Annotated in this window: 22 protein-coding genes; 16 read left to right on the top strand and 6 right to left on the bottom strand. The window is 54.9% G+C overall.

The window, feature by feature from the left end; genetic code table 11:
• From rpmD to ACO0LO_RS13180, 13 genes are all read left to right on the top strand, one after another.
• A complete protein-coding gene (rpmD, locus tag ACO0LO_RS13240; RefSeq protein WP_126771746.1) occupies window positions 1–180 on the top strand; it encodes a 50S ribosomal protein L30 in 180 nt (59 codons plus the stop codon).
• A 28-nt stretch (window positions 181–208) separates the two neighbouring features.
• Window positions 209–640 (top strand): 50S ribosomal protein L15, encoded by a 432-nt coding sequence (gene rplO / locus ACO0LO_RS13235; protein WP_422964679.1) that lies wholly within the window; start codon window positions 209–211, stop codon window positions 638–640.
• Window positions 641–665: 25 nt separating this feature from the next.
• Window positions 666–2003 (top strand): preprotein translocase subunit SecY, encoded by a 1338-nt coding sequence (gene secY, locus ACO0LO_RS13230; RefSeq protein ID WP_422964678.1) that lies wholly within the window; start codon window positions 666–668, stop codon window positions 2001–2003.
• Between the two features lie 23 nt (window positions 2004–2026).
• Window positions 2027–2245 (top strand): translation initiation factor IF-1, encoded by a 219-nt coding sequence (gene infA, locus ACO0LO_RS13225; protein ID WP_005663428.1) that lies wholly within the window; start codon window positions 2027–2029, stop codon window positions 2243–2245.
• A 38-nt stretch (window positions 2246–2283) separates the two neighbouring features.
• Window positions 2284–2397, top strand: a complete 114-nt coding sequence (gene rpmJ, locus ACO0LO_RS13220; protein WP_014004415.1) for a 50S ribosomal protein L36 — start codon at window positions 2284–2286, stop codon at window positions 2395–2397.
• 28 nt (window positions 2398–2425) lie between these two features.
• Window positions 2426–2791, top strand: a complete 366-nt coding sequence (rpsM, locus tag ACO0LO_RS13215) for a 30S ribosomal protein S13 (protein WP_188566881.1) — start codon at window positions 2426–2428, stop codon at window positions 2789–2791.
• 45 nt (window positions 2792–2836) lie between these two features.
• Window positions 2837–3241 (top strand): 30S ribosomal protein S11, encoded by a 405-nt coding sequence (rpsK, locus tag ACO0LO_RS13210; RefSeq protein ID WP_188566882.1) that lies wholly within the window; start codon window positions 2837–2839, stop codon window positions 3239–3241.
• A gap of 165 nt (window positions 3242–3406) precedes the next feature.
• Window positions 3407–4030 carry a 30S ribosomal protein S4 gene (rpsD, locus tag ACO0LO_RS13205; RefSeq protein WP_422964677.1) on the top strand — a complete coding sequence of 208 codons (624 nt, stop codon included), beginning with the start codon at window positions 3407–3409 and terminating at the stop codon, window positions 4028–4030.
• A gap of 140 nt (window positions 4031–4170) precedes the next feature.
• Window positions 4171–5148, top strand: coding sequence for a DNA-directed RNA polymerase subunit alpha (locus tag ACO0LO_RS13200; RefSeq protein WP_188566884.1), 978 nt, complete (start codon window positions 4171–4173; stop codon window positions 5146–5148).
• Between the two features lie 135 nt (window positions 5149–5283).
• On the top strand, window positions 5284–5679 hold the full coding sequence (rplQ, locus tag ACO0LO_RS13195; protein ID WP_188566885.1) for a 50S ribosomal protein L17: 396 nt from the start codon (window positions 5284–5286) through the stop codon (window positions 5677–5679).
• A 153-nt stretch (window positions 5680–5832) separates the two neighbouring features.
• Entirely contained in the window at window positions 5833–6156 is a 324-nt protein-coding gene (gene cutA / locus ACO0LO_RS13190) for a divalent-cation tolerance protein CutA (protein ID WP_422964676.1), read from the top strand.
• On the top strand, window positions 6153–7997 hold the full coding sequence (gene dsbD, locus ACO0LO_RS13185; protein ID WP_422964675.1) for a protein-disulfide reductase DsbD: 1845 nt from the start codon (window positions 6153–6155) through the stop codon (window positions 7995–7997). Before cutA ends, dsbD begins: the two co-directional genes overlap by 4 nt.
• Window positions 7998–8099: 102 nt before the next feature.
• Window positions 8100–8738: a peroxiredoxin gene (locus ACO0LO_RS13180; RefSeq protein WP_422964674.1), complete on the top strand. Its 639-nt coding sequence runs from the start codon at window positions 8100–8102 to the stop codon at window positions 8736–8738.
• 66 nt (window positions 8739–8804) lie between these two features.
• Here the strand turns inward: ACO0LO_RS13180 and sbcB are convergent, their stop codons facing one another.
• From sbcB to yihA, 6 genes are all read right to left on the bottom strand, one after another.
• Complete coding sequence (sbcB, locus tag ACO0LO_RS13175) at window positions 8805–10241, bottom strand: exodeoxyribonuclease I (RefSeq protein WP_422964673.1); 1437 nt, start codon at window positions 10239–10241, stop codon at window positions 8805–8807.
• Window positions 10242–10301: 60 nt separating this feature from the next.
• On the bottom strand, window positions 10302–11399 hold the full coding sequence (locus ACO0LO_RS13170; RefSeq protein ID WP_422964672.1) for a magnesium transporter CorA family protein: 1098 nt from the start codon (window positions 11397–11399) through the stop codon (window positions 10302–10304).
• Window positions 11380–12630, bottom strand: coding sequence for a sterol desaturase family protein (locus tag ACO0LO_RS13165; protein WP_422964671.1), 1251 nt, complete (start codon window positions 12628–12630; stop codon window positions 11380–11382). The genes ACO0LO_RS13170 and ACO0LO_RS13165 overlap by 20 nt, the downstream gene beginning before the upstream one ends.
• A gap of 33 nt (window positions 12631–12663) precedes the next feature.
• Window positions 12664–13416 carry a lysoplasmalogenase gene (locus ACO0LO_RS13160; protein WP_422964670.1) on the bottom strand — a complete coding sequence of 251 codons (753 nt, stop codon included), beginning with the start codon at window positions 13414–13416 and terminating at the stop codon, window positions 12664–12666.
• Window positions 13413–14426 carry a porphobilinogen synthase gene (hemB, locus tag ACO0LO_RS13155; protein WP_422964669.1) on the bottom strand — a complete coding sequence of 338 codons (1014 nt, stop codon included), beginning with the start codon at window positions 14424–14426 and terminating at the stop codon, window positions 13413–13415. Before hemB ends, ACO0LO_RS13160 begins: the two co-directional genes overlap by 4 nt.
• A gap of 353 nt (window positions 14427–14779) precedes the next feature.
• Window positions 14780–15505: a ribosome biogenesis GTP-binding protein YihA/YsxC gene (yihA, locus tag ACO0LO_RS13150; protein WP_422964668.1), complete on the bottom strand. Its 726-nt coding sequence runs from the start codon at window positions 15503–15505 to the stop codon at window positions 14780–14782.
• 348 nt (window positions 15506–15853) lie between these two features.
• On the opposite strand from yihA, the gene ACO0LO_RS13145 reads away from it, so the two are divergent.
• The 3 genes from ACO0LO_RS13145 (at window position 15854) to ccsB (ending at window position 20182) form a co-directional block, all read left to right on the top strand.
• Window positions 15854–16516 carry a c-type cytochrome gene (locus ACO0LO_RS13145; RefSeq protein WP_422964667.1) on the top strand — a complete coding sequence of 221 codons (663 nt, stop codon included), beginning with the start codon at window positions 15854–15856 and terminating at the stop codon, window positions 16514–16516.
• 232 nt (window positions 16517–16748) lie between these two features.
• Window positions 16749–18890, top strand: coding sequence for a cytochrome c biogenesis protein ResB (locus ACO0LO_RS13140; protein ID WP_422964666.1), 2142 nt, complete (start codon window positions 16749–16751; stop codon window positions 18888–18890).
• A 143-nt stretch (window positions 18891–19033) separates the two neighbouring features.
• The gene (gene ccsB / locus ACO0LO_RS13135) at window positions 19034–20182 is read left to right on the top strand and encodes a c-type cytochrome biogenesis protein CcsB (protein WP_422964665.1); all 1149 of its coding nucleotides are present in this window, start codon (window positions 19034–19036) and stop codon (window positions 20180–20182) included.
• Window positions 20183–20212: the final 30 nt, after the last annotated feature.

Here is a 20212-nt window from a genome sequence, read left to right as displayed (position 1 = left end):
ATGACAAAGACAGTAAAAGTAACTTTGGTCAAGGGCTTGATCGGGACTCGTGAGTCCCATCGCGCGACTGTTCGCGGCTTGGGTCTGCGTCGTGTTAATTCGGTTTCCGAATTGCAGGACACTCCATCCGTACGCGGCATGATCAACAAAGTCTCGTATCTTGTGAAGGTTGTATCGTAAGCCGTCAGGTTTGCGATCGGAGCAAATTATGGAATTGAATACAATCCAGCCAGCAGATGGCGCAAAACACTACAAACGTCGTGTTGGTCGCGGCATTGGTTCTGGCTTAGGTAAAACAGCGGGTCGCGGCCATAAAGGTCAAAAATCCCGTTCAGGCGGCTTTCATAAAGTCGGCTTCGAAGGCGGTCAGATGCCTTTGCAACGCCGTTTGCCTAAACGTGGTTTTAAATCCCTGGCAACGCCTTACAAAGCGGAAGTTCGTTTGACCGACCTGGAAAATCTGCCAGTGACTGAAATCGACGTCCTGGCTTTGAAACAGGCGGGTGTTATCGGCGAACTCGCACGTGTAGTACGTGTGATCTTGTCCGGCGCGATCACTAAAAAGGTAACTTTGAACGGCTTGATCGTCACTAAGGGCGCAAAAGCTGCAATCGAAGCTGTTGGCGGCACAGTCGCTTAATAGAGTGCTGACACCGGAGCAATAATTGGCAACATCTCCACAACAAGCTAAAAGTGCTGCAAGCGGATTCCCATGGGGAAGACTGTGGTTTTTGCTGGCGGCGCTGGTTGTCTACAGGATTGGTGCGCATATACCTGTTCCAGGTATAGACCCGAACGAGCTGGCGAATCTGTTCAAGCAAAACCAGGGCGGTATCCTGGGTATGTTCAACATGTTTTCTGGTGGGGCGTTGTCGCGTTTTACGATATTTGCACTGGGCATCATGCCGTATATTTCGGCATCGATCATCATGCAGCTGTTGTCGATCGTTTCCCCGCAGCTGGAGGCCTTGAAAAAAGAAGGTGAATCCGGCCGCAGGAAAATTACGCAATATACGCGGTACGGCACGCTGGTGTTGGCTCTTGTTCAGGCTTACTTCATTGCTTTCGGTCTGGAAGGACAGCCTGGCCTGGTGATTACACCGGGTATGGCGTTCCGCCTGACAACTGCGGTAACGCTGGTTACCGGCACGATGTTTTTGATGTGGCTGGGTGAGCAAATCACCGAGCGCGGTCTGGGTAATGGTATTTCCATCATTATCTTCGCCGGCATCGCAGCAGGGTTGCCGGGTGCGCTGGGTGGTTTGTTTGAGCTGGTGAATACCGGTGCAATGAGTGCGATATCTGCGATTCTGATTTGCTTGATCGTTGCAGCAGTAACTTTCCTGGTGGTGTTTATCGAGCGCGGTCAGCGCAAGATATTGGTGAATTATGCCAAACGCCAGGTCGGCAACAAGGTGTATGGCGGCCAAAGCAGCCATTTGCCTTTGAAGCTGAATATGGCGGGTGTGATTCCTCCTATCTTTGCTTCATCGATTATTTTGTTTCCTGCGACTATCGTCAGCTGGTTTACAAAAGGTGCTGAATCTTCCAATAGCGGTTTTGTCCGCTTCCTGAAGGATCTGGCCGCGTCGATGGGCCCTGGTGAACCGATTCACGCTCTGTTGTATGCGGTCGCAATTGTGTTTTTCTGCTTCTTCTATACTGCGTTGGTATTCAACAGCAAGGAAACAGCAGAGAACCTGAAGAAAAGCGGTGCGTTTGTTCCTGGAATTCGTCCTGGTGACCAGACGGCTCGTTATATCGACAAGATCCTGATGCGCCTGACTCTGGCTGGTGCGGTGTACATCACACTGGTTTGCCTGTTGCCGGAATTCATGCAAGCGCGCTGGAAGGTACCGTTCTATTTTGGTGGTACATCCTTGTTGATTATCGTAGTTGTTACCATGGATTTCATGGCACAAGTACAAAACTATGTGATGTCACAGCAATACGAATCGCTTCTTCGTAAAGCAAATTTCAAGGGCGGAATTCCTTCTAGGTAACGCCCAGAGGAACAGCAGATCGAATGGCAAAAGACGACGTTATACAGATGCAGGGCGAGATTCTTGAGAATCTTCCGAATGCAACATTTCGAGTTAAGTTGGAAAACGGGCATGTTGTACTTGGCCATATTTCCGGGAAGATGCGAATGAACTATATTCGCATTCTTCCAGGTGATAAGGTGACAGTGGAATTGACGCCTTATGATTTGAGCCGGGCGCGAATAGTGTTCCGTACCAAGTAAATTAAAAGTGAATCAGAAGCAAAGGAAAGAGGGCAAAAATGAAAGTTCTCGCATCAGTTAAGCGGATTTGCCGCAATTGCAAGATCATCAAGCGCAAGGGTGTTGTTCGTGTTATTTGCACAGAACCACGCCATAAGCAGCGCCAAGGTTAATTTAACGTTATTGATCGAGGAATAACGAATGGCACGTATAGCAGGGGTTAATATCCCAAATCATCAGCATACCGTAATCGGCTTGACAGCCATCTATGGTATTGGCCGCCCACGCGCAGAACACATCTGCGAGGCAACCGGTGTATTGACCAATAAAAAGGTCAAGGATCTGGATGACAACGAACTGGAAAAACTTCGCGATGAGATAGCAAAATTCATCGTTGAAGGCGATCTGCGTCGTGAAATCTCGATGAACATCAAACGTTTGATGGACTTAGGTTGCTACCGCGGCCTGCGTCATCGCAAGGGCTTGCCATGCCGCGGACAACGTACACGTACGAATGCTCGTACACGTAAGGGTCCACGTAAAGCAGCGCAGTCTCTGAAGAAATAATCCTGGTAAGCAGTTTAACTAGCCTACGGATTCAAGGAAACAATCATGGCAAAAGCACAAAATAACGCGGCCGCAGCACGCGCTCGTAAAAAAGTTAAAAAGAACGTCGCTGAAGGTATTGCACACGTTCACGCTTCTTTTAACAACACCATCATCACGATCACTGATCGTCAGGGCAATGCGTTGTCTTGGGCAACTGCCGGCGGTGCTGGTTTTAAAGGTTCGCGTAAATCGACACCGTTTGCAGCGCAGGTTGCAGCGGAAGCAGCTGGTAAAGTTGCTGTCGAATGCGGCGTTAAAAATCTGGAAGTTCGCATCAAAGGACCAGGCCCAGGCCGTGAATCCTCCGTGCGCGCACTGAACAACCTGGGCATCAAGATTTCTTTGATCCAGGACGTTACTCCAGTTCCACACAACGGCTGCCGCCCTCCAAAGCGTCGTCGTATCTAATAGTAGAGAACCTACTATCTTTCTGACGGTTTTACCGTTAGAATGCAACCCGCCAATAAATTTGGTGGGTTTTGTTCTTAAGACCACCGTCTGATAGCACGCAGATCAGACTAGCGCAGCGGGGTGATGTCCCTGCTCTGCGTCATTTAATAAAAGGAAATTATCGTGGCACGTTATATCGGACCAAAAGCAAAGTTATCCCGTCGCGAAGGCACGGACCTGTTTCTGAAAAGCGCACGCCGCTCTTTGGATTCAAAATGTAAGTTGGACGCAAAACCAGGCCAGCACGGTCGCACTTCCGGTGCCCGTACTTCTGACTTCGGTAACCAATTGCGTGAAAAACAAAAAGTTAAACGTATGTACGGCATTCTGGAACGTCAGTTCCGTCGCTACTTCGCAGAAGCCGACCGCCAAAAAGGCAACACCGGTGAAACTCTGCTGAAATTGCTGGAATCCCGCCTGGACAACGTTGCTTACCGCATGGGCTTCGGCTCCACACGCGCTGAAGCACGCCAGCTGGTCAGCCACAAAGCATTCACAGTGAATGGCATCGTAGTGAACATCGCTTCCTACAACGTGAAACCAGGTGACGTTATCGCCGTTCGCGAAAAAGCCAAGAAACAAGTTCGTATTGCTGAATCCCTGGCTCTGGCCGCTCAAGGTAGCGACATTTCCTGGGTAGCAGTGGATTCGAAAAAAATGGAAGGCACTTTCAAAGCCATGCCAGACCGTAGCGACATCGCTCACGACGTCAACGAATCCCTGATCGTCGAATTGTATTCACGTTAATATTCAAGTTTCACCGCCTGCCTATTGCTATAGGCAGGCTTTTTTCATTGTGCCATCAGGTGATTTATCCATCTTCGCGATGAATAATGAGCCGTTCAGCCTTATCGGTGTAACGAGCCGAGGGTATTGAAAAGGAAATTATGCAAAACAATCTGTTGAAGCCACGTATCATTGATGTGGAAATGCTGGGCGCCGGTCATGCAAAAGTCGTGATGGAGCCGTTTGAACGTGGCTATGGCCACACCCTGGGCAATGCCCTGCGCCGTGTTTTGTTGTCCTCCATGGTAGGCTACGCGCCGACCGAAGTGACAATCGCCGGTGTCGTACATGAATATTCTTCGCTGGACGGCGTCCAGGAAGACGTAGTGGACATCCTGTTGAACTTGAAAGGCATCGTCTTCAAGCTGCACAACCGTGATGAAGTCACACTGACATTGAAAAAAGATGGCGAAGGCGCAGTATTGGCTTCCGACATCGACCTGCCGCATGACGTAGAACTGATCAATCCAGATCACGTCATCGCCAATCTGACAGCCGGCGGCAAGCTGGATATGCAGATCAAGGTAGAAAAAGGCCGTGGCTATGTGCCGGGCAACGTCCGTCGCCTGAGCGAAGACGCTAACAAGACGATAGGCCGGATCATTCTGGATGCCTCGTTCTCGCCAGTTCGCCGCGTATCTTACGCAGTAGAGTCCGCTCGTGTAGAACAGCGTACCGATCTGGATAAACTGGTCATCAACATTGAAACCAATGGCGTGATCACTCCGGAAGAAGCAATTCGCCAGTCCGCTCGCGTGCTGGTAGACCAGTTGAACGTATTCGCTGCCCTGGAAGGCACCGAAGCCGCTGCGGAAGCACCATCCCGCGCGCCTATGGTCGATCCAGTGCTGCTGCGTCCGGTGGACGACCTGGAACTGACAGTACGTTCCGCAAACTGCCTGAAAGCCGAAAACATCTACTACATCGGCGATCTGATCCAGCGCAGCGAAAACGAGCTGTTGAAGACACCAAACCTGGGTCGCAAGTCCTTGAACGAAATCAAGGAAGTTCTGGCGTCCCGTGGCCTGTCTCTGGGCATGAAGCTGGAAAACTGGCCGCCTGCAGGCCTGGAAAAATAATTTGTCACGTGGGCAGCCTGCGGGCTGCCCATTAATCCGTAGTACCTAGTATTACCGGCCCGCACTGTTCCGCTGTTGATCGGCATTGCAGTGATAGAAGAGCTGGAATTTTTTGAAAATCTGAAAGGAAATACCATGCGTCACCGTCACGGCTTACGTAAGCTGAATCGTACTTCTTCCCATCGCCTGGCGATGCTGCGCAACATGACAGTATCCCTGCTGCGCCACGAAGCAATCAAAACAACACTGCCAAAAGCAAAAGAACTGCGCCGCGTGATCGAGCCGATTCTGACTTTGGGCAAAACAGACACACTGGCAAACAAGCGTTTGGCATTCAACCGTCTGCGCGACCGTGAAATGGTGGTCAAACTGTTCGCGGAACTGGGCCCACGCTACGCTAACCGCAACGGCGGCTACCTGCGTATCCTGAAAATGGGTTTCCGCGTTGGCGACAATGCGCCTATGGCCTACGTCGAACTGCTGGATCGTCCAGAAGTCACCGACGCTGCCGACGCGCCGACAGCAGAGTAATTCTGCCGTAATTTGTACTGTAAGACATATTCGAAAGCCAGGCTATGCCTGGCTTTTTTTATCATTTTTAGCCTCAGGCAAGAACCCGCCTGTATTGCTACAATAGCTGACTGGCGTTCTTTTCGCGCGAAAGCTTTAGGCAAGGATGAGGAAATGGAACAGATGCTGCTGGTCATGTGCAATGTGCCGGACGCAGAGGTCGCACAGCATATCGCGGAGCAGGCGCTGGACAAAAAACTGGCGGCTTGTGTGAACGTAATGCCGGAAATGCGGTCTTTCTATCACTGGGAAGGCAAGCTGCAGATTGCCACGGAAATAGCCCTGATGATCAAAACGACCTGGGCCAGATATCTGGAATTGCAGGCGCTGATACAAACCCTGCATCCCTACGACGTACCTGAAATAATAGCAATCCCCGTCACAGAAGGCTTACCCGCCTACCTGCAATGGGTCATCAAAGAAACAGGAAGTGAATGAATACCTTTGCAAATGCAAACGGCGCCGGCCTTGGCGGGCGTTTTTTTAAATTGGTCGGCCAACTGCTGTCGCTGAGCCTGCTCGCGATGCTGTTCAGTGTAGGCGCGCATGCGGAAGATGAATTTCTGGAGCCCGAGGCCGCATTCAAGTTCTCCGCAAAAATGGTCGAACCCGGCGTTGCCGAAGTTACCTATCAAATCGCCGACGGTTATTACATGTACCGCGAGCGCCTGCAGTTCAAGGCCGACAACGCCACTCTGGGAACGCCAGAACTGCCCAAAGGCAAAGTCAAGTTCGACGAGACCTTCCAGAAAGAGCTGGAGACCTATCGTCACAGCCTGGTATTCAGGGTGCCGGTACAGGCTGCGGGAGATTTCAATCTGCGCATCACCAGCCAGGGCTGTGCCGACAAAGGCTTGTGCTACTCGCCGATGGAGTCGGTTGCCAAATTGACTGTTACCGGCGGTTCCAGCAGTGGCGGCAAGGACTCCATCCTGAATCTTGCTTCGAATCCGGCGCCGGCGGCCGCGATGACGGAAGTTCCCGCGGAAACACCTGCCGTAGCTGCAGACGGAGAAACCAGCCGTATCAGTGCTGCGCTGAAAAGCGGCAAGCTGATCGCCATCCTGCCGCTGTTCCTGCTGCTGGGCCTGGGCTTGTCGTTCACCCCTTGCGTCCTGCCGATGGTGCCCATCCTGTCCTTCATTATTGTCGGCGAAGGCGCATCGATACGCCGCAGCCGCGGCTTTATCCTGTCGGTCAGTTATGCGCTGGGCATGGCGCTGGTATATACCGCGCTGGGCGTCGCTGCCGGATTGATCGGAGAAGGCCTGTCTGCAACCTTGCAAAATCCCTGGGTACTCGGCGCATTTGCCGTATTGATGGTCGTGTTGTCGCTGTCAATGTTCGATGTCTACCAATTGCAGGTGCCGGCCGCTCTGCAAACCAAGCTGACGGCGGCCTCTGAAGGCCAGCGCAAGGGCAAGCTGTTCGGCGTATTCATCATGGGCTCTATCTCCGCATTGATCGTCGGCCCCTGCGTGGCCGCGCCGCTGGCCGGCGCGCTGGTGTACATCAGCCAGACGCGCGATGTGCTGGTGGGAGGTTCCGCGCTGTTTTCGATGGCGATAGGCATGAGCGTACCTTTGCTGCTTGTGGGCTTGTCTGCCGGTAGCTTGCTTCCGCGTGCCGGCATGTGGATGGAAAGCATCAAGCAGTTCTTCGGCGTGCTGATGCTGGCAATGGCCTTGTGGATGGTGTCGCCGGTATTGCCGGTGTGGCTGCAGATGGCGGGCTGGGCAGCGATATTGCTCGGGTATGCCGCTTACCTGCTGTTCCTGCGTAAAAATCCGGGCTTGCCCTCCAGGGCCTTTGCGCTGGTGCTGGCGGTACTGGGGCTGCTGCAGGTGGTTGGCGTCAGCACCGGTGGCCGCGATGTATTTTCCCCGGTTGCGCATTTGTTTGGGCCGCAGGAGCATGGCGTCAAATTTACCCGTATCCGCTCTGTCGCCGACCTGGACCAGGCGCTGGCGCAATCCAAAGGCAAGACAGCAGTGCTGGATTTTTATGCAGACTGGTGCGTCTCCTGCAAGGAAATGGAAAAACTGACCTTTACCGACAGCAAAATCAAATCCAGGCTGGACGACATGCTGTTGCTGCAAGTGGATGTTACCGCCAACAATGCCGACGACAAGGCCCTGCTGAAACGCTTCAACCTGTTTGGCCCGCCCGGAATCATCTTCTTCAACAAGAAGGGTCAGGAAATCCAGGGTGGCCGCGTAATCGGCTATCAGAATCCGGATAAATTTTCCGGCTCGCTGGGCAGGGTGGAAGGGATTTAAAAGGTATATATGCGCGCGGATATAAGCATTCAACGACTCTGTTGTTGAAATTACATCCGCGAGGCGCTATATTGATTGTCTTAGTCTTTATTGGAGAACAACATGACATTGCGTTTAGGCGATACCGCTCCTGATTTTGAACAGGAATCTTCGATTGGCAAACTGAAATTCCATGAATGGGCGGGCGACTCCTGGGTCGTACTGTTCTCGCATCCTGCCGATTTTACGCCCGTCTGCACAACTGAGCTGGGTCTGACGGCCAAGCTGAAGCCGGAGTTCGACAAGCGTAATGTCAAGGCGATTGCCTTGTCTGTGGATGCTGCGGAAACGCATCTGCAATGGATCAAGGATATCGAAGACACGCAAAAAACGGTGGTCGGTTTCCCTATCGTTGCCGATGCCGACAAATCGGTGGCAGGCCTCTACGACATGATTCATCCGAACCAGTCTGAAACTGCCACAGTGCGCTCATTGTTCGTCATCGACCCAAAGAAAAAAGTGCGCCTGATCATTACTTACCCGATGAGCACCGGCCGCAATTTTGACGAAGTCCTGCGCGTTATCGATGCATTGCAACTGACTGATGGTTATACGGTGGCGACGCCGGGCAATTGGCGCGATGGTGACGATGTGATCATCCCGCTGTCCATCAAGGACGAAGACGTGATCAAGCAAAAATATCCTAAAGGCTATACGTCGCCAAGGCCTTACCTGCGCATTACGCCGCAGCCGAACAAGTAGAGAGATATCTGAAAATCTAACAGAAAAAACGCCCATCATGTGATGGGCGTTTTTGCATGCGGGTCTTTATTCCACGGGCTCCGGCATGATCATTTCCGCATAGTCGTACAAGGCGCCGAGGATGGCTTCCTCCCTTTCACCGGCGGTTTCCGCCAGTGCATCAATCTGCGCAAAATAGTCGTCTATCTTCAAGGCATTGGCATAACCGTCATACAGCCTGGCTGCGCGGTGCTCTTCCCACTGTTGCTGTTCCCCCGGCGACAGGCTGTCGGGGAAGTTGCGCGCGCGATAGCGGAACAGCAGTTCCGTCAGCCTGGCATCCTGGAATCCGGTCCGGGCTTTGGCGAGCTGGTCAGGACCGAGCAGGCGCAGCTCATTCAGTTGCCGGCGGTCGGCATTGCCGACAAAGCCGCCATACAAGTCTTCATCCACGTCGGCGGTTTCCGCCTGGGGCCGGTCAAATACCTGCTGCCAGATGGCACTCATGTCGGGTCCGCCCAGCGCCAGTTGCGCATGGTGCTGTATCAATGCGGTATCGATGCCCCATTGCTGCGCCCTGGCGGCACTCAGCGTGTTCAGGTTGCCTATCACTATCGGCGATTTATTCAGATGGATGGTCTTCACGGGCAGCCGACTCACGCCTTCCGGCAACGCATCTGCTTTGGTGAACATCCGTGCCTGTATGCTGGCCGCGTCGAGTGTAAATAGTTCACTGGGATCCAGCGTCAAATCCCAGGCGATGACTTCGTTCTTGTTTTGCGGATGCATTGCCAGCGGCCACATCGCGGTAATGCAGCCGCGTTCCACCGGTATCATGCCCGACACGTGCAGGAAGGGCTTGCGTGCCGGCAGTCCTATTTCAGCCGATACGCGGTCTTTCTTATGCAGCGCCAGGCAAAAATCGAACAGCTTGGGCTGCTGCTGCCGTATCAGCCTGGCCAGCGCAATGGTGGCTCTCACATCGGACAGCGCATCATGCGCAGCCTCATGGACCAGGCCGTTGGCAGCGCTCAGATGTTCCAGCTTGAAGCTGGGCCGGCCATCCTCATGTTTCGGCCAGTTGATGCCTTCCGGGCGCAGGGCAAAGGTCGTGCGTACCATGTCCAGGATATCCCAGCGGCCGCACTGATTCTGCCATTCGCGCGCGTACGGATCAATCAGGTTGCGCCAGAACATGAAGCGCGTGATTTCGTCATCGAAGCGTATCGTGTTATAGCCCACGCCTATGGTGCCGGTCTGCGAGAATGCCTGTTCTATCTGGGCCGCAAACTGGTACTCAGGGATGCCGCGTTCCAGGCAAGTCTGGGGCGTGATGCCGGTGATCAGGCAGGCTTCGGGATTGGGCAGGAAATCCGGCGCCGGCCGGCAATACAACATGATCGGCTCGCCGATTTCATTCAGGTCGGCATCGGTGCGTATCGCTGCAAACTGCGAAGGCCGGTCGCGCCGCGCCTGCGCGCCGAAGGTTTCGTAGTCGTGCCAAAGGAAGGTATGTTGGGACATGGCTGTCGCTTATCGGTGGAGATCAATGTGCGGGAGTGTAACCGGTGCAACGCGGCTTGCCTATACCCGGCCTTCCAGGTAGCGCTTGCTGCGGAAATATCCCAGCAGCACGATGACGATGAATAGCATGATGCCCATCGTGATCCAGAAGCCGGATGCGTGCTTGAGCAAGGGCATCACCTCGAAATTCATGCCGAAAATGCCGGTGATCAGCGTCAGCGGCATGAACAGCGCGGTGATGACGGTCAGCGTGCGCATGATCTCGCTGGTACGGTGCGCCATCGCCGCAAAATGGATCTGTACCGCCGATTCCAGTGATGCTTCGAGCCGGCGCGCATGGTTCAGCACGCGGCTGATATGTTCTATCACGTCATTGGTGCGCACCAGCAGCAGGTCCTTGGCGTGGCTGTTGCCGTCATGGGTATCGACGATGTGGTCGCGCAGCTCCTGCATCGCATCGTGCTGTTCTTCGCACAGGCTGTCCAGCTTGCGCAGTTCTATGCGCGAGTCCAGCAGCGCCAGCCAGTTATTGAAGGGCCGGCGCGGATCCAGCAGCGCGTGCTGCCAGCGGTCCAGTTGCTGCGTCAGCGGCTGGCGCAATTCCAGGTATTGGTCCACCATTGCATTCAGCAGGCGCAGCATCAGCTCTTCCGGCGATGTGGGCAGGCGGTTGGAATGCGTGCTGCCGTCGGTCTTGGTTTTGTATTCCAGCAGGCGCGCGCGTATGTTTTCTATCGTCCGGCTTTTGCTGGAGCGCACCGTCACCAGTGCCTTGTCCACCAGCAGGAAAGAGACGGGCTGCGTCGCCAGCTTGCTCAGCGCGGCGGGCATCCTGCGTTTCAGGATTTCTTCGGCGTCGTCAACGGGTTTCGGTACGGCCTCGCCGTTCAGCGCCAGCTTGCGGAAAACCACCATCTCATAATCCTGCGTGGAATCGAAATACGATGGATGCGCCAGGTTGGTGACGTCCTTCAGGTGCAGGTCGTAGATATGCGTGCCGGTAATCTGTGCGATTTTCGCACGCCATGCTTCTGGATCCGCGCTGACTTCTTCGTGGCTGGCATCGACCCACAGGAAGCCGCCGGTCACCGTAGCGCAAGTAGGCGGCGTAGCCGGATTCAGGCTGACCTGGTTTTCGTTAATGTACAGGATGTCCATAACTGTCGCGATGTTTGAAAATGGGCCATAGTGCGCATAGCGATGCCACACAGAAAACGGCAATGGCGATTTGCACAGCGGCCGACAGCGGCACGGTGCCGAACCAACTGCCGCTCAGCAGTACAATCAGCAGGCTGGCCAGCAATCGCAGGGCTTCCAGCGGCAGGTAGACCTGCTTCTGTTCCATCAATCCGCCGACTATCCACAGGCCGGCGACCAGCCACACGGCATACGCCATGCCGCCGGCGAAGCTGACCGTATTGTAGGCGACCAGGAAATGCGTGGTGACCTGCAGTATCAGCACAAATTGCACCAGGCAATACCACATGCGTGCTCCGCTCAGCGGCGGATTGTACAGTGTACGGTTGATGTCAAAAGCCGTGGAAGGATATGCCGCGGTAACGTCCGCCGGGCGCCAGCCGGGCGGGCGCACCCAGATCTGCAGTTTGTCCGTCCAGCGCCGCGTGCGCCAGGCATCGAGTGCTACTGCCTTGTACACCTCAATATTGGCCCATAGCGGGTTCCAGCTGCGCAGCGGGCTGCGCGTGCCAAACACGACGGGATGTTCGTCCAGCTCATCGATATAAGTGCCGAATAGCCGGTCCCACAGGATCAGGATGCCGCCGTAGTTCCTGTCGAGGTAGATGTCGTTGACAGCGTGATGCACGCGGTGATTTGACGGCGAGATGAACACGCGGTCAAACCAGCCGAGCTTGCCGATCTGCTGAGTATGTACCCAGAACTGGTACAGCAGGTCAACCAGCGCAATGATGATGAATACTTCCACCGGATAGCCAATCAGCGCCATAGGAATGTAGAAAATCCAGCCCAGCAGGGGACCGGTGCTGGTCTGCCTCAGCGCCGTGGTGAGATTGTATTCTTCACTTTGATGGTGGACCACGTGTGCGGCCCACAGCACCGCGGTTTCGTGCCCCATGCGGTGCAGCCAGTAGTACAGGAAATCATACAGCAGCAGCCCCGACACCCAGACCCAGATGCTGTTGGCCGGCAATTTGAACAGCGAGAAGTGCGCAAAGACCCAGGCATAGATGCCTATCGCCAGCACTTTCAGGAATACTCCCACGATCTGGCTCATGATACCCAGGCTCAGGCTGTTCAGCATGTCGTTGACGCGGTAGGTATTGCGTCCGCGTCTGAGGCCGACGATGAGTTCTATCGCAATGAACAGAAAAAACACCGGGCTCGCATAAGTGATGATTTTCTCTTGCATGGTCGTTTGCCTGACGGAAGTGAAGGGTATGCATTAAGGTGTTACGGGTGTTACGGGTGCCGCCGGCACGCCGGACGGCGAGGCTCTTACCGAGCTGGCGATGCACCATAATGCGGGGTAGTAAGTGCCTAGTATAAGCAGCGCTGACCAGGGGAGCGCCGCATGAAAACGGTTATAAGCAAGCAGCGTATCGGACAGCATGAACATCAGGCCCCCGATCGCCGCCATTCTGCTGCCAGAGTTCCGCAGATGAAGGTGGCGCGTAATCGATTGCGCGCTCATCGCCAGCAGGCAGATGACATAACCCAGCACCGGCAGGCGCAAGCCGGCGCTCAGGCCCGGCCACAGCACCAGCAAATTAGCTGCGCCAATGGCGCCGAGCAGGAGAGGCACGGCTGGCTTGGCGAATAGCGGGCTGTCGCCGGCGAATGCCCGCAGGAAGCAAAGATGCGCACAGAGGAAGCTGCCCAGGCCCAGCAGAAAGCCGGCGGACAGCATGCTGCGTGGCAACATGAGGAAAATATCGCCCGCCAGCGACAGTGCGATGCCGGCAAGGATGGCCGAACGGTAGGGCAAACTGACAGCGGGGGAGCTGTTCCATGCGAGGCCGAATATCAGTAGCGTCGTCAACGGCTTGAAGAGGTAGTGCAGCCAGATCGCGCCATCCTGGGCGCCCGATCCGGCAATGGCCAGGCAGGCGAACACCGCAGTCAATACAGTCAGCAGGGGCTGCGCCCGCAAACCCTGCAACGCGAGCGCCGGCGAGTTTGGCACTGCGCGGGTCATGAACTATGTTTGAGCAGGCGGGCAACGTCCCGCGCAAAATAAGTCAGGATGCCGTCGGCGCCGGCGCGCTTGAAGGCCAGCATTGATTCCATCATTGTCTTGTTATGGTCCAGCCAGCCGTTCTGGGCCGCCGCCTTGATCATCGCGTATTCGCCGCTGACCTGGTAGGCGAAGGTTGGCACCCGGAACTCATCCTTGACCCGGCGTACGATGTCCAGGTAGGGCATGCCGGGTTTGACCATGACCATGTCCGCGCCTTCGGCCAGGTCCAGCGCAACTTCACGCATCGCTTCATCGCTGTTGGCAGGGTCCATCTGGTAGCTGGCCTTGTCGCTCTTGCCCAGATTGGTGGCCGAGCCCACCGCATCGCGAAAGGGGCCATAGAACGCCGATGCATACTTGGCTGAATATGCCATGATGCGCGTGTGGATGAAGTTATTGCTTTCCAGCGCATGGCGGATTGCGCCGATGCGGCCGTCCATCATGTCGCTAGGGGCAACGATGTCGACACCGGCTTCGGCCTGTACCAGCGCCTGCCGGACCAGCATTTCCGTGGTTTCGTCATTGAGTACGTAGCCGTCTGCGTTCAGCAGTCCATCCTGGCCGTGGCTGGTGTAGGGGTCCAGTGCCACGTCGGTCAGGATGCCGAGTTCCGGAAAGCGGTTTTTCAGTTCCCTGACAGCGCGCGGGATCAGGCCCTTGGGGTTGGTCGCTTCCACGCCGTCCGGTGTTTTCAGCGAAGGATTGATGGCCGGGAACAGCGCCAGCACCGGAATGCCCAGCGCAACGCAGTCTTCCGCCACTTGCAGCAGCAGGTCTACCGATACCCGCTCCACGCCGGGCATGGATGCCACTTTCTCGCGCTGGTTGACGCCTTCGATGACAAAGACCGGATAAATCAGGTCGGCAGGCGTGACGATGTTTTCGCGCATCAGCGCGCGTGAAAATACATCCTTGCGCATGCGGCGCATGCGTATCGCAGGAAACTGGGCAGACTTGGTATGGGACATGGCTTAACTCTTAATTTTGGCAATGTCTTGAACATGCCATAAGCAGGCGATGAACAGGCAAAGCAGGCAAGAATGGATAAACGGCAAAAAAATTAAAATTCAGGGTAATGAAACTTTTTTACAGATGCAAGCTCTTAGAGGAAGGTTTACTAAACCAGACCTACCGCTTTCCCCTCCCTAAGCGGGCGCCGGTTGACCCTATTCAACCTGCGTTATTACCCTGGCCCATATTTGCGCCAGGGTTTTTTTATGGGGGGATGGCTTGTGGATTCATACGCATTCTATCAATGTTGATAGAGGCGGGTTGTTGCAGGTGCAAAAAGTGGAAGAGAAGGTTTGCACCTGTGTCTGATTCAGGCTTGCGGTGAGGCCTCACCGTCGGCGTCTGCTTGCGGTGCGGCGACAGCGATCGGTTCGATATCAAGGCCCAGCAGTTGCTGGATTTTGGCGTCAGCCTCTTCTATGCCCTCGCGCTTCAGCGCAGAGAACAACTGCACGGTGAACGGAAAGGGCTGGCCCTGTGCATCCACGTAACTGCCCAGCACGGTGCGTGCCTGGCGCAATGCATTCGCGGACTCGTTCTTGTTCAGCTTGTCGGATTTGGTCAAAATGCAATGGATAGGGCGTCCGGTGGGCGCAAACCATTCCAGCATCTGGATGTCCAGCGCGGTGAACGGGCGGCGGGAATCCATGATGAGGATCAGCGCAGCCAGCTGGTCGCGCCTTTGCACGTAGGCGCCCAGCAGTTTGTTCCAGTGGTCCTTGGCTGCGCCGGGGACTTCCGCGTAGCCGTAGCCCGGCAAATCCACCAGCAGTGCGCGGATCTCGTCGACCCGGGTTTCATCCTTGCGATGCTGGCCCACGTGGGCGCCGCCAATGGAGAAATAGTTGATGTGCTGCGTTCGGCCGGGGGTTTTGGACGCGAAGCACAGTTTTTTCTGGTTGCACAGTGTGTTGATGGCCGTGGATTTGCCGGCATTGGAGCGGCCGGCAAAGGCGACTTCGGGCACGGTATTATTGGGCAAATCGCGTAAGTGGTTGACGGTCGTGAAAAAGCGAGCTTGCCAGAGAATGGACATAGGAGATTAGAAATACGTTAAAACGGGAGGTCCGGCTCTGTGTTGCAACACAGATATCTCTTAAAGCAAGAGCGGGGGACAAAATTCATCTGGCAGGTATTAAATAGCTGTCAAGAACTTCCCTAATGGAAAAATGCAACAGAAGTAAGTAAAAACGCGATAAAGCTATTGTACAATAAGGGGTTACGTATTGGGCAGTTGAGTAAGCTTGTATAAATTGAGCGCCTGATCGGTGTTTTTGCCTTTTTTGCATTAAAAAATGGCAGAAATATGCTCCAAATAGCTGTGTTGTTAGTATTTGCGTCGCCAACAGGGCAGATTTCCATTATTTAGTCTCAGGGTGTTTGAATGAACCGTGCTTTTTTACCGTTATTGAAGTCTATCGGCATCGCGATCCTGGCGGTGTCTTCCTTTGCACATGCGGCTGAAGAGCCAAAGGCCCCTGCCAAGGCAGATCCGGCAAAAGGCGAAGCGCTGTATACCAACGGCGACGCTACGCGCAATATTACTGCCTGCGTATCCTGCCACGGCGCTGCGGGCAACTCGACTATCTCGACCAATCCTAAACTGGCCGGGCAGCACGAAGCTTACATCGCCAAGCAGCTGGACAACTTCAAGGGTCCGGATCGCAACAATCCGATCATGACGGCTTTTGCCAAGGCGATGACGGCGGATGACGTGAAAAACGTCGCCGCCTTCCTGAGCACGCAGAAACCGAAAGCTGGCGCAGCCAAGAACAAGGACACGGTTGAACTGGGCAAGCAGATCTATCGCGGCGGCATCGCCGAGAAGAATGTTCCGGCCTGTGCCGGTTGCCATAGCCCGAACGGCGCCGGCATTCCTGCGCAGTTTCCGCGCATTGCAGGCCAGCACCAGGATTACACGCATGCGCAGCTGGTCAGCTTTAGCGCAGGTACCCGTAAAAACAGCGTACAGATGACGACCATTGCGAAACGCATGTCGGATGATGAAATGAAGGCAGTTTCCGACTACGTCGCAGGTTTGAAATAAGCGGCGATTGTTGTTGAGAGAAATAGGGAGGGGTGGCGCAAGCCACCCCTTTTTTATTTTCCTGTAAGCATCTGTTGCAGGCAAGTTCGATTTGGGCGCTTTCCTTTACAATAGCGGCTGCACAAAAGCGGGATGCCGGTGTGTAACGAATATGCCTGACCGCGTTGCATCTAGCGGCGGCATTTATTTCTGTGCCGATTATTGGACAGGTTTTCTGAATTTCTAGGTTTCCATGGATATAAGTACTGAAGGATGGCAATTGAATACCCGGCGGCGCTGGCTGGCGACTGCCGTGGAATTGTTTTCGTCCATGCGCTTTGCGATCAGCCTGCTGACGCTGATCGCGATAGCCGCGACCATAGGCACGGTGCTCAAGCAGGGCGAGCCTATGTCGAATTACATCAACCAGTTTGGGCCTTTCTGGTTTGATGTGTTCGGCAAGTTGCACTTGTACGCGGTGTATTCGGCGTGGTGGTTCCTGCTGATCATGGCTTTCCTGGTGCTGTCCACCAGCCTTTGCATTATCCGCAATGCGCCGAAAATGCTGAAAGACATGCGCAGCTGGCGGGAAAACGTGCGCGAGCAGTCGCTACGCAATTTTCACCATAAGGCTGAATGGAACAGCGGTGTATCGCGCGCCGATTTGCTGGCGCAGCTGACGGCACATATTGGCCGCATAGGCTACAAGTACAAGGTAATCGAAAAAGACAATGCGACGCTGGTCGCGGCCAAGCGCGGCGCGGCGAACAAATGGGGCTATATTTTTGCGCACAGCGCGATTGTGATCATCTGCATAGGCGGCCTGCTTGACTCCGATATGCCTATCCGCTTTCAGGAATGGTTCATGGGCAAGGTGCCCTTTGACGGCAGCGGCGTGATTGCGGAGATCCCTGAAAAACACCGGCTGTCCTTGGCCAACCCCACCTTTCGCGGCAATACGCTGATCCCTGAGGGCACCGCCAGCGAGACGGCAATCATTCCGCAACAGACCGGCGTGCTGATCCAGGACCTGCCGTTCACGATACAGCTGAACAAATTCATCATCGAATATTATTCCACCGGCATGCCCAAGCTGTTTGCCAGTGAGGTGGTGGTGAAGGACCATGAAACGGGCAAGACTTTCCCTGCAACGATCAAGGTCAATGAGCCGCTGATCTACAAGGGCATTGCTGTCTACCAGTCCAGCTTTGAAGACGGCGGCAGCCACTTGAAGCTGACCGGCTACCCGATGACAGGCCAGAAAGCGGTTTCCTTTGCGATGGCGGGCGATGTCGGCGGCGTGACGCCGCTGAAAAACAGTAATGGCGTCGACTACACAGTGGAGTGGTCCGGCTTCCGTGCCGCGAATGTGGAAAACATGACCAAGAACGGCCAGGACGTGCGTGCGGTGAACGCCAAGCAGACCTTCAATGAGCAATTCAGCGCCGACCTGAACAAACATCTAGGTTCTGCTGCCAAGAATGCGAATAACAAGGATTTGAAGAACGTCGGCCCCAGCGTCCAGTACAAGCTGCGCGACAAGAACGGCCAGGCGAAGGAGTTCAATAACTACATGCAGCCGGTGCTGATGGATGGCGCCTACGTATTCCTGGCGGGCACCAGGGATACGCCGTCTGAAGCCTTCCGCTACCTGCGTATTCCGGCCGACGACGACGATACCGTCGTTGAATGGATGCGCTTGCGGGCAGCTGTCGCCAACCCCGAGTTGCGCGCCGTGGCGGCACAGCGTTACGCGGACCGCGCAATGCCGGATGCCAAGGACAATCTGGAAAAACTGCGCGCGCAGCTGTCCGAATCGTCCAAGAAGGGCCTGTCGATTTTTGCCGGCGACGGCCAGGTTTCCGGTTATTTCGCCGTGTCCAAGTTTCTGGAGCAGATTCCGGCTGCGGACCAGGAAAAAGCCGCTGACGTATTCATGAAGATCCTGAATGGCAGCCTGTGGGACCTGTGGCAGGTTGCGCGGGAAAAAGACGGCTTGCCTGCAATGCCGCTGGATGAAAAACATGCGCGCTTCCTGCAACTGGCAACCAATGCGATTTCCGATTCCTTCTTTTACGGCGCACCGGTTTATCTGCAATTGAGCGGCTTTGACGAAATCAAGGCATCGGTGCTGCAGGTAACCCGTTCGCCGGGCAAGAAGGTGGTGTACCTGGGTTGCCTGCTTTTGGTGCTGGGCGTGTTCTCGATGTTCTACATCCGCGAACGCCGGCTGTGGATCTGGCTCAAGGACGGCAATGCCGAGGCCGGCACGGGCGCCAGCGCGCTGATGGCGCTTAGTTCACAGCGTAAAACGCTTGATTTTGAACATGAATTTGAGGGTTTGAAGCTACAATTGATGCAAGGCAAGAACCCGATTGGACCGGAAACGCATTAACCGGTGTAATCGACTAGAATCGGCTAATTGAATCAGCTGTTGAATCAAACTGTTGAAATAGTAGTCCCAACACCGCGCCCGGCAGCGTGGACTTGTGAAAATGACACTGAAGGAGCGCCTTCAGCGTGGCGCCAACAGGAAATATGATGGAAATTACACAAAACTACACTCCCTACCAGGGCTACTTCAAGCGCCTGTCCGTGCTGGACTGGCTGTATGCCGCTGTCTTGTTCAGTTCTGTGCTGTTTGCATTGAACCGCTATGGCGCGCACATGGATGTATATGAAAAAGGCATACTGTTCATGGCGGCGCCAACTTTTGCATGGCTGGGCTGGAACTGGAAGCCTGTGAGGATATTGCTGGTTGGCCTTGCCGTGCTGGCGCTGTTTGCCATCAACTTGTACGCCGGTTCGCTGGAGATGGCGAACAAGAGCTTTTTCCTCAAATACCTGCTGTCAAGCCAGTCGGCGATCATGTGGATGAGCCTGCTGTTTGTACTGTCCACGTTGTTTTACTGGGGCGGCCTGATTGCCCGCTCCGACTTCGGTTCTTCGGTCGGCTCTTCACTGTGCTGGGCGGCAGTGGTCATGGGATTTACGGGCATGCTGGTGCGCTGGTATGAATCCTATTTGATCGGTAGCGACGTAGGCCATATCCCGGTATCGAATTTATATGAAGTATTCATCCTGTTTTCGATGATTACTGCGTTGTTCTACCTGTACTACGAACAGCAATACAAGACCCGCCAGCTGGGCCCTTTTGTTTTACTGGTCATTTCTGCGGCGGTTGGTTTCCTTCTGTGGTACACAATACAGCGTGATGCGGCGGAAATTCAGCCTCTCGTGCCTGCGCTGCAAAGCTGGTGGATGAAGATTCACGTGCCAGCCAATTTCATCGGCTACGGCACCTTCTCGCTGGCGGCGATGGTATCGGTGGCGTATCTGCTGAAATCCCATGGCTATCTACAGGACAGGTTGCCTTCGCTGATCGTGCTGGATGATGTAATGTACAAGGCAATCGCGGTTGGCTTTGCATTTTTTACCATCGCGACGATACTGGGGGCGCTGTGGGCTGCGGAGGCATGGGGCGGCTACTGGTCATGGGATCCGAAGGAAACCTGGGCACTGATCGTGTGGCTGAATTACGCAGCCTGGCTGCACATGCGCCTGATGAAGGGTTTGCGCGGGCAGGTAGCGGCCTGGTGGGCACTGGTAGGCCTGCTGGTGACCACCTTTGCTTTCCTTGGCGTCAATATGTTCCTGTCCGGCCTGCATTCGTACGGCACACTGTAAATCGCGAACGGCCGGCGTGCACGGATGCTG

It is taken from the genome of Undibacterium sp. TJN25 (assembly GCF_049339885.1).
Lineage (GTDB): Bacteria > Pseudomonadota > Gammaproteobacteria > Burkholderiales > Burkholderiaceae_D > Undibacterium.
This window is presented reverse-complemented; position numbering and strand designations above follow the sequence as displayed.

Coding starts and splice junctions, on each gene's coding strand:
- hemB (WP_422964669.1), bottom strand. CDS start 14,426: ATGTCCCATACCAAGTCTGCCCAGTTTCCTGCGATACGCATGCGCCGC.
- sbcB (WP_422964673.1), bottom strand. CDS start 10,241: ATGTCCCAACATACCTTCCTTTGGCACGACTACGAAACCTTCGGCGCG.
- cutA (WP_422964676.1), top strand. CDS start 5,833: ATGGAACAGATGCTGCTGGTCATGTGCAATGTGCCGGACGCAGAGGTC.
- yihA (WP_422964668.1), bottom strand. CDS start 15,505: ATGTCCATTCTCTGGCAAGCTCGCTTTTTCACGACCGTCAACCACTTA.
- ACO0LO_RS13180 (WP_422964674.1), top strand. CDS start 8,100: ATGACATTGCGTTTAGGCGATACCGCTCCTGATTTTGAACAGGAATCT.
- rpsK (WP_188566882.1), top strand. CDS start 2,837: ATGGCAAAAGCACAAAATAACGCGGCCGCAGCACGCGCTCGTAAAAAA.
- ACO0LO_RS13140 (WP_422964666.1), top strand. CDS start 16,749: ATGGATATAAGTACTGAAGGATGGCAATTGAATACCCGGCGGCGCTGG.
- rpmD (WP_126771746.1), top strand. CDS start 1: ATGACAAAGACAGTAAAAGTAACTTTGGTCAAGGGCTTGATCGGGACT.
- rpsM (WP_188566881.1), top strand. CDS start 2,426: ATGGCACGTATAGCAGGGGTTAATATCCCAAATCATCAGCATACCGTA.
- ACO0LO_RS13200 (WP_188566884.1), top strand. CDS start 4,171: ATGCAAAACAATCTGTTGAAGCCACGTATCATTGATGTGGAAATGCTG.
- rpmJ (WP_014004415.1), top strand. CDS start 2,284: ATGAAAGTTCTCGCATCAGTTAAGCGGATTTGCCGCAATTGCAAGATC.
- rplO (WP_422964679.1), top strand. CDS start 209: ATGGAATTGAATACAATCCAGCCAGCAGATGGCGCAAAACACTACAAA.
- ACO0LO_RS13160 (WP_422964670.1), bottom strand. CDS start 13,416: ATGACCCGCGCAGTGCCAAACTCGCCGGCGCTCGCGTTGCAGGGTTTG.
- ACO0LO_RS13165 (WP_422964671.1), bottom strand. CDS start 12,630: ATGCAAGAGAAAATCATCACTTATGCGAGCCCGGTGTTTTTTCTGTTC.
- dsbD (WP_422964675.1), top strand. CDS start 6,153: ATGAATACCTTTGCAAATGCAAACGGCGCCGGCCTTGGCGGGCGTTTT.
- ACO0LO_RS13170 (WP_422964672.1), bottom strand. CDS start 11,399: ATGGACATCCTGTACATTAACGAAAACCAGGTCAGCCTGAATCCGGCT.
- infA (WP_005663428.1), top strand. CDS start 2,027: ATGGCAAAAGACGACGTTATACAGATGCAGGGCGAGATTCTTGAGAAT.
- rplQ (WP_188566885.1), top strand. CDS start 5,284: ATGCGTCACCGTCACGGCTTACGTAAGCTGAATCGTACTTCTTCCCAT.
- ACO0LO_RS13145 (WP_422964667.1), top strand. CDS start 15,854: ATGAACCGTGCTTTTTTACCGTTATTGAAGTCTATCGGCATCGCGATC.
- ccsB (WP_422964665.1), top strand. CDS start 19,034: ATGATGGAAATTACACAAAACTACACTCCCTACCAGGGCTACTTCAAG.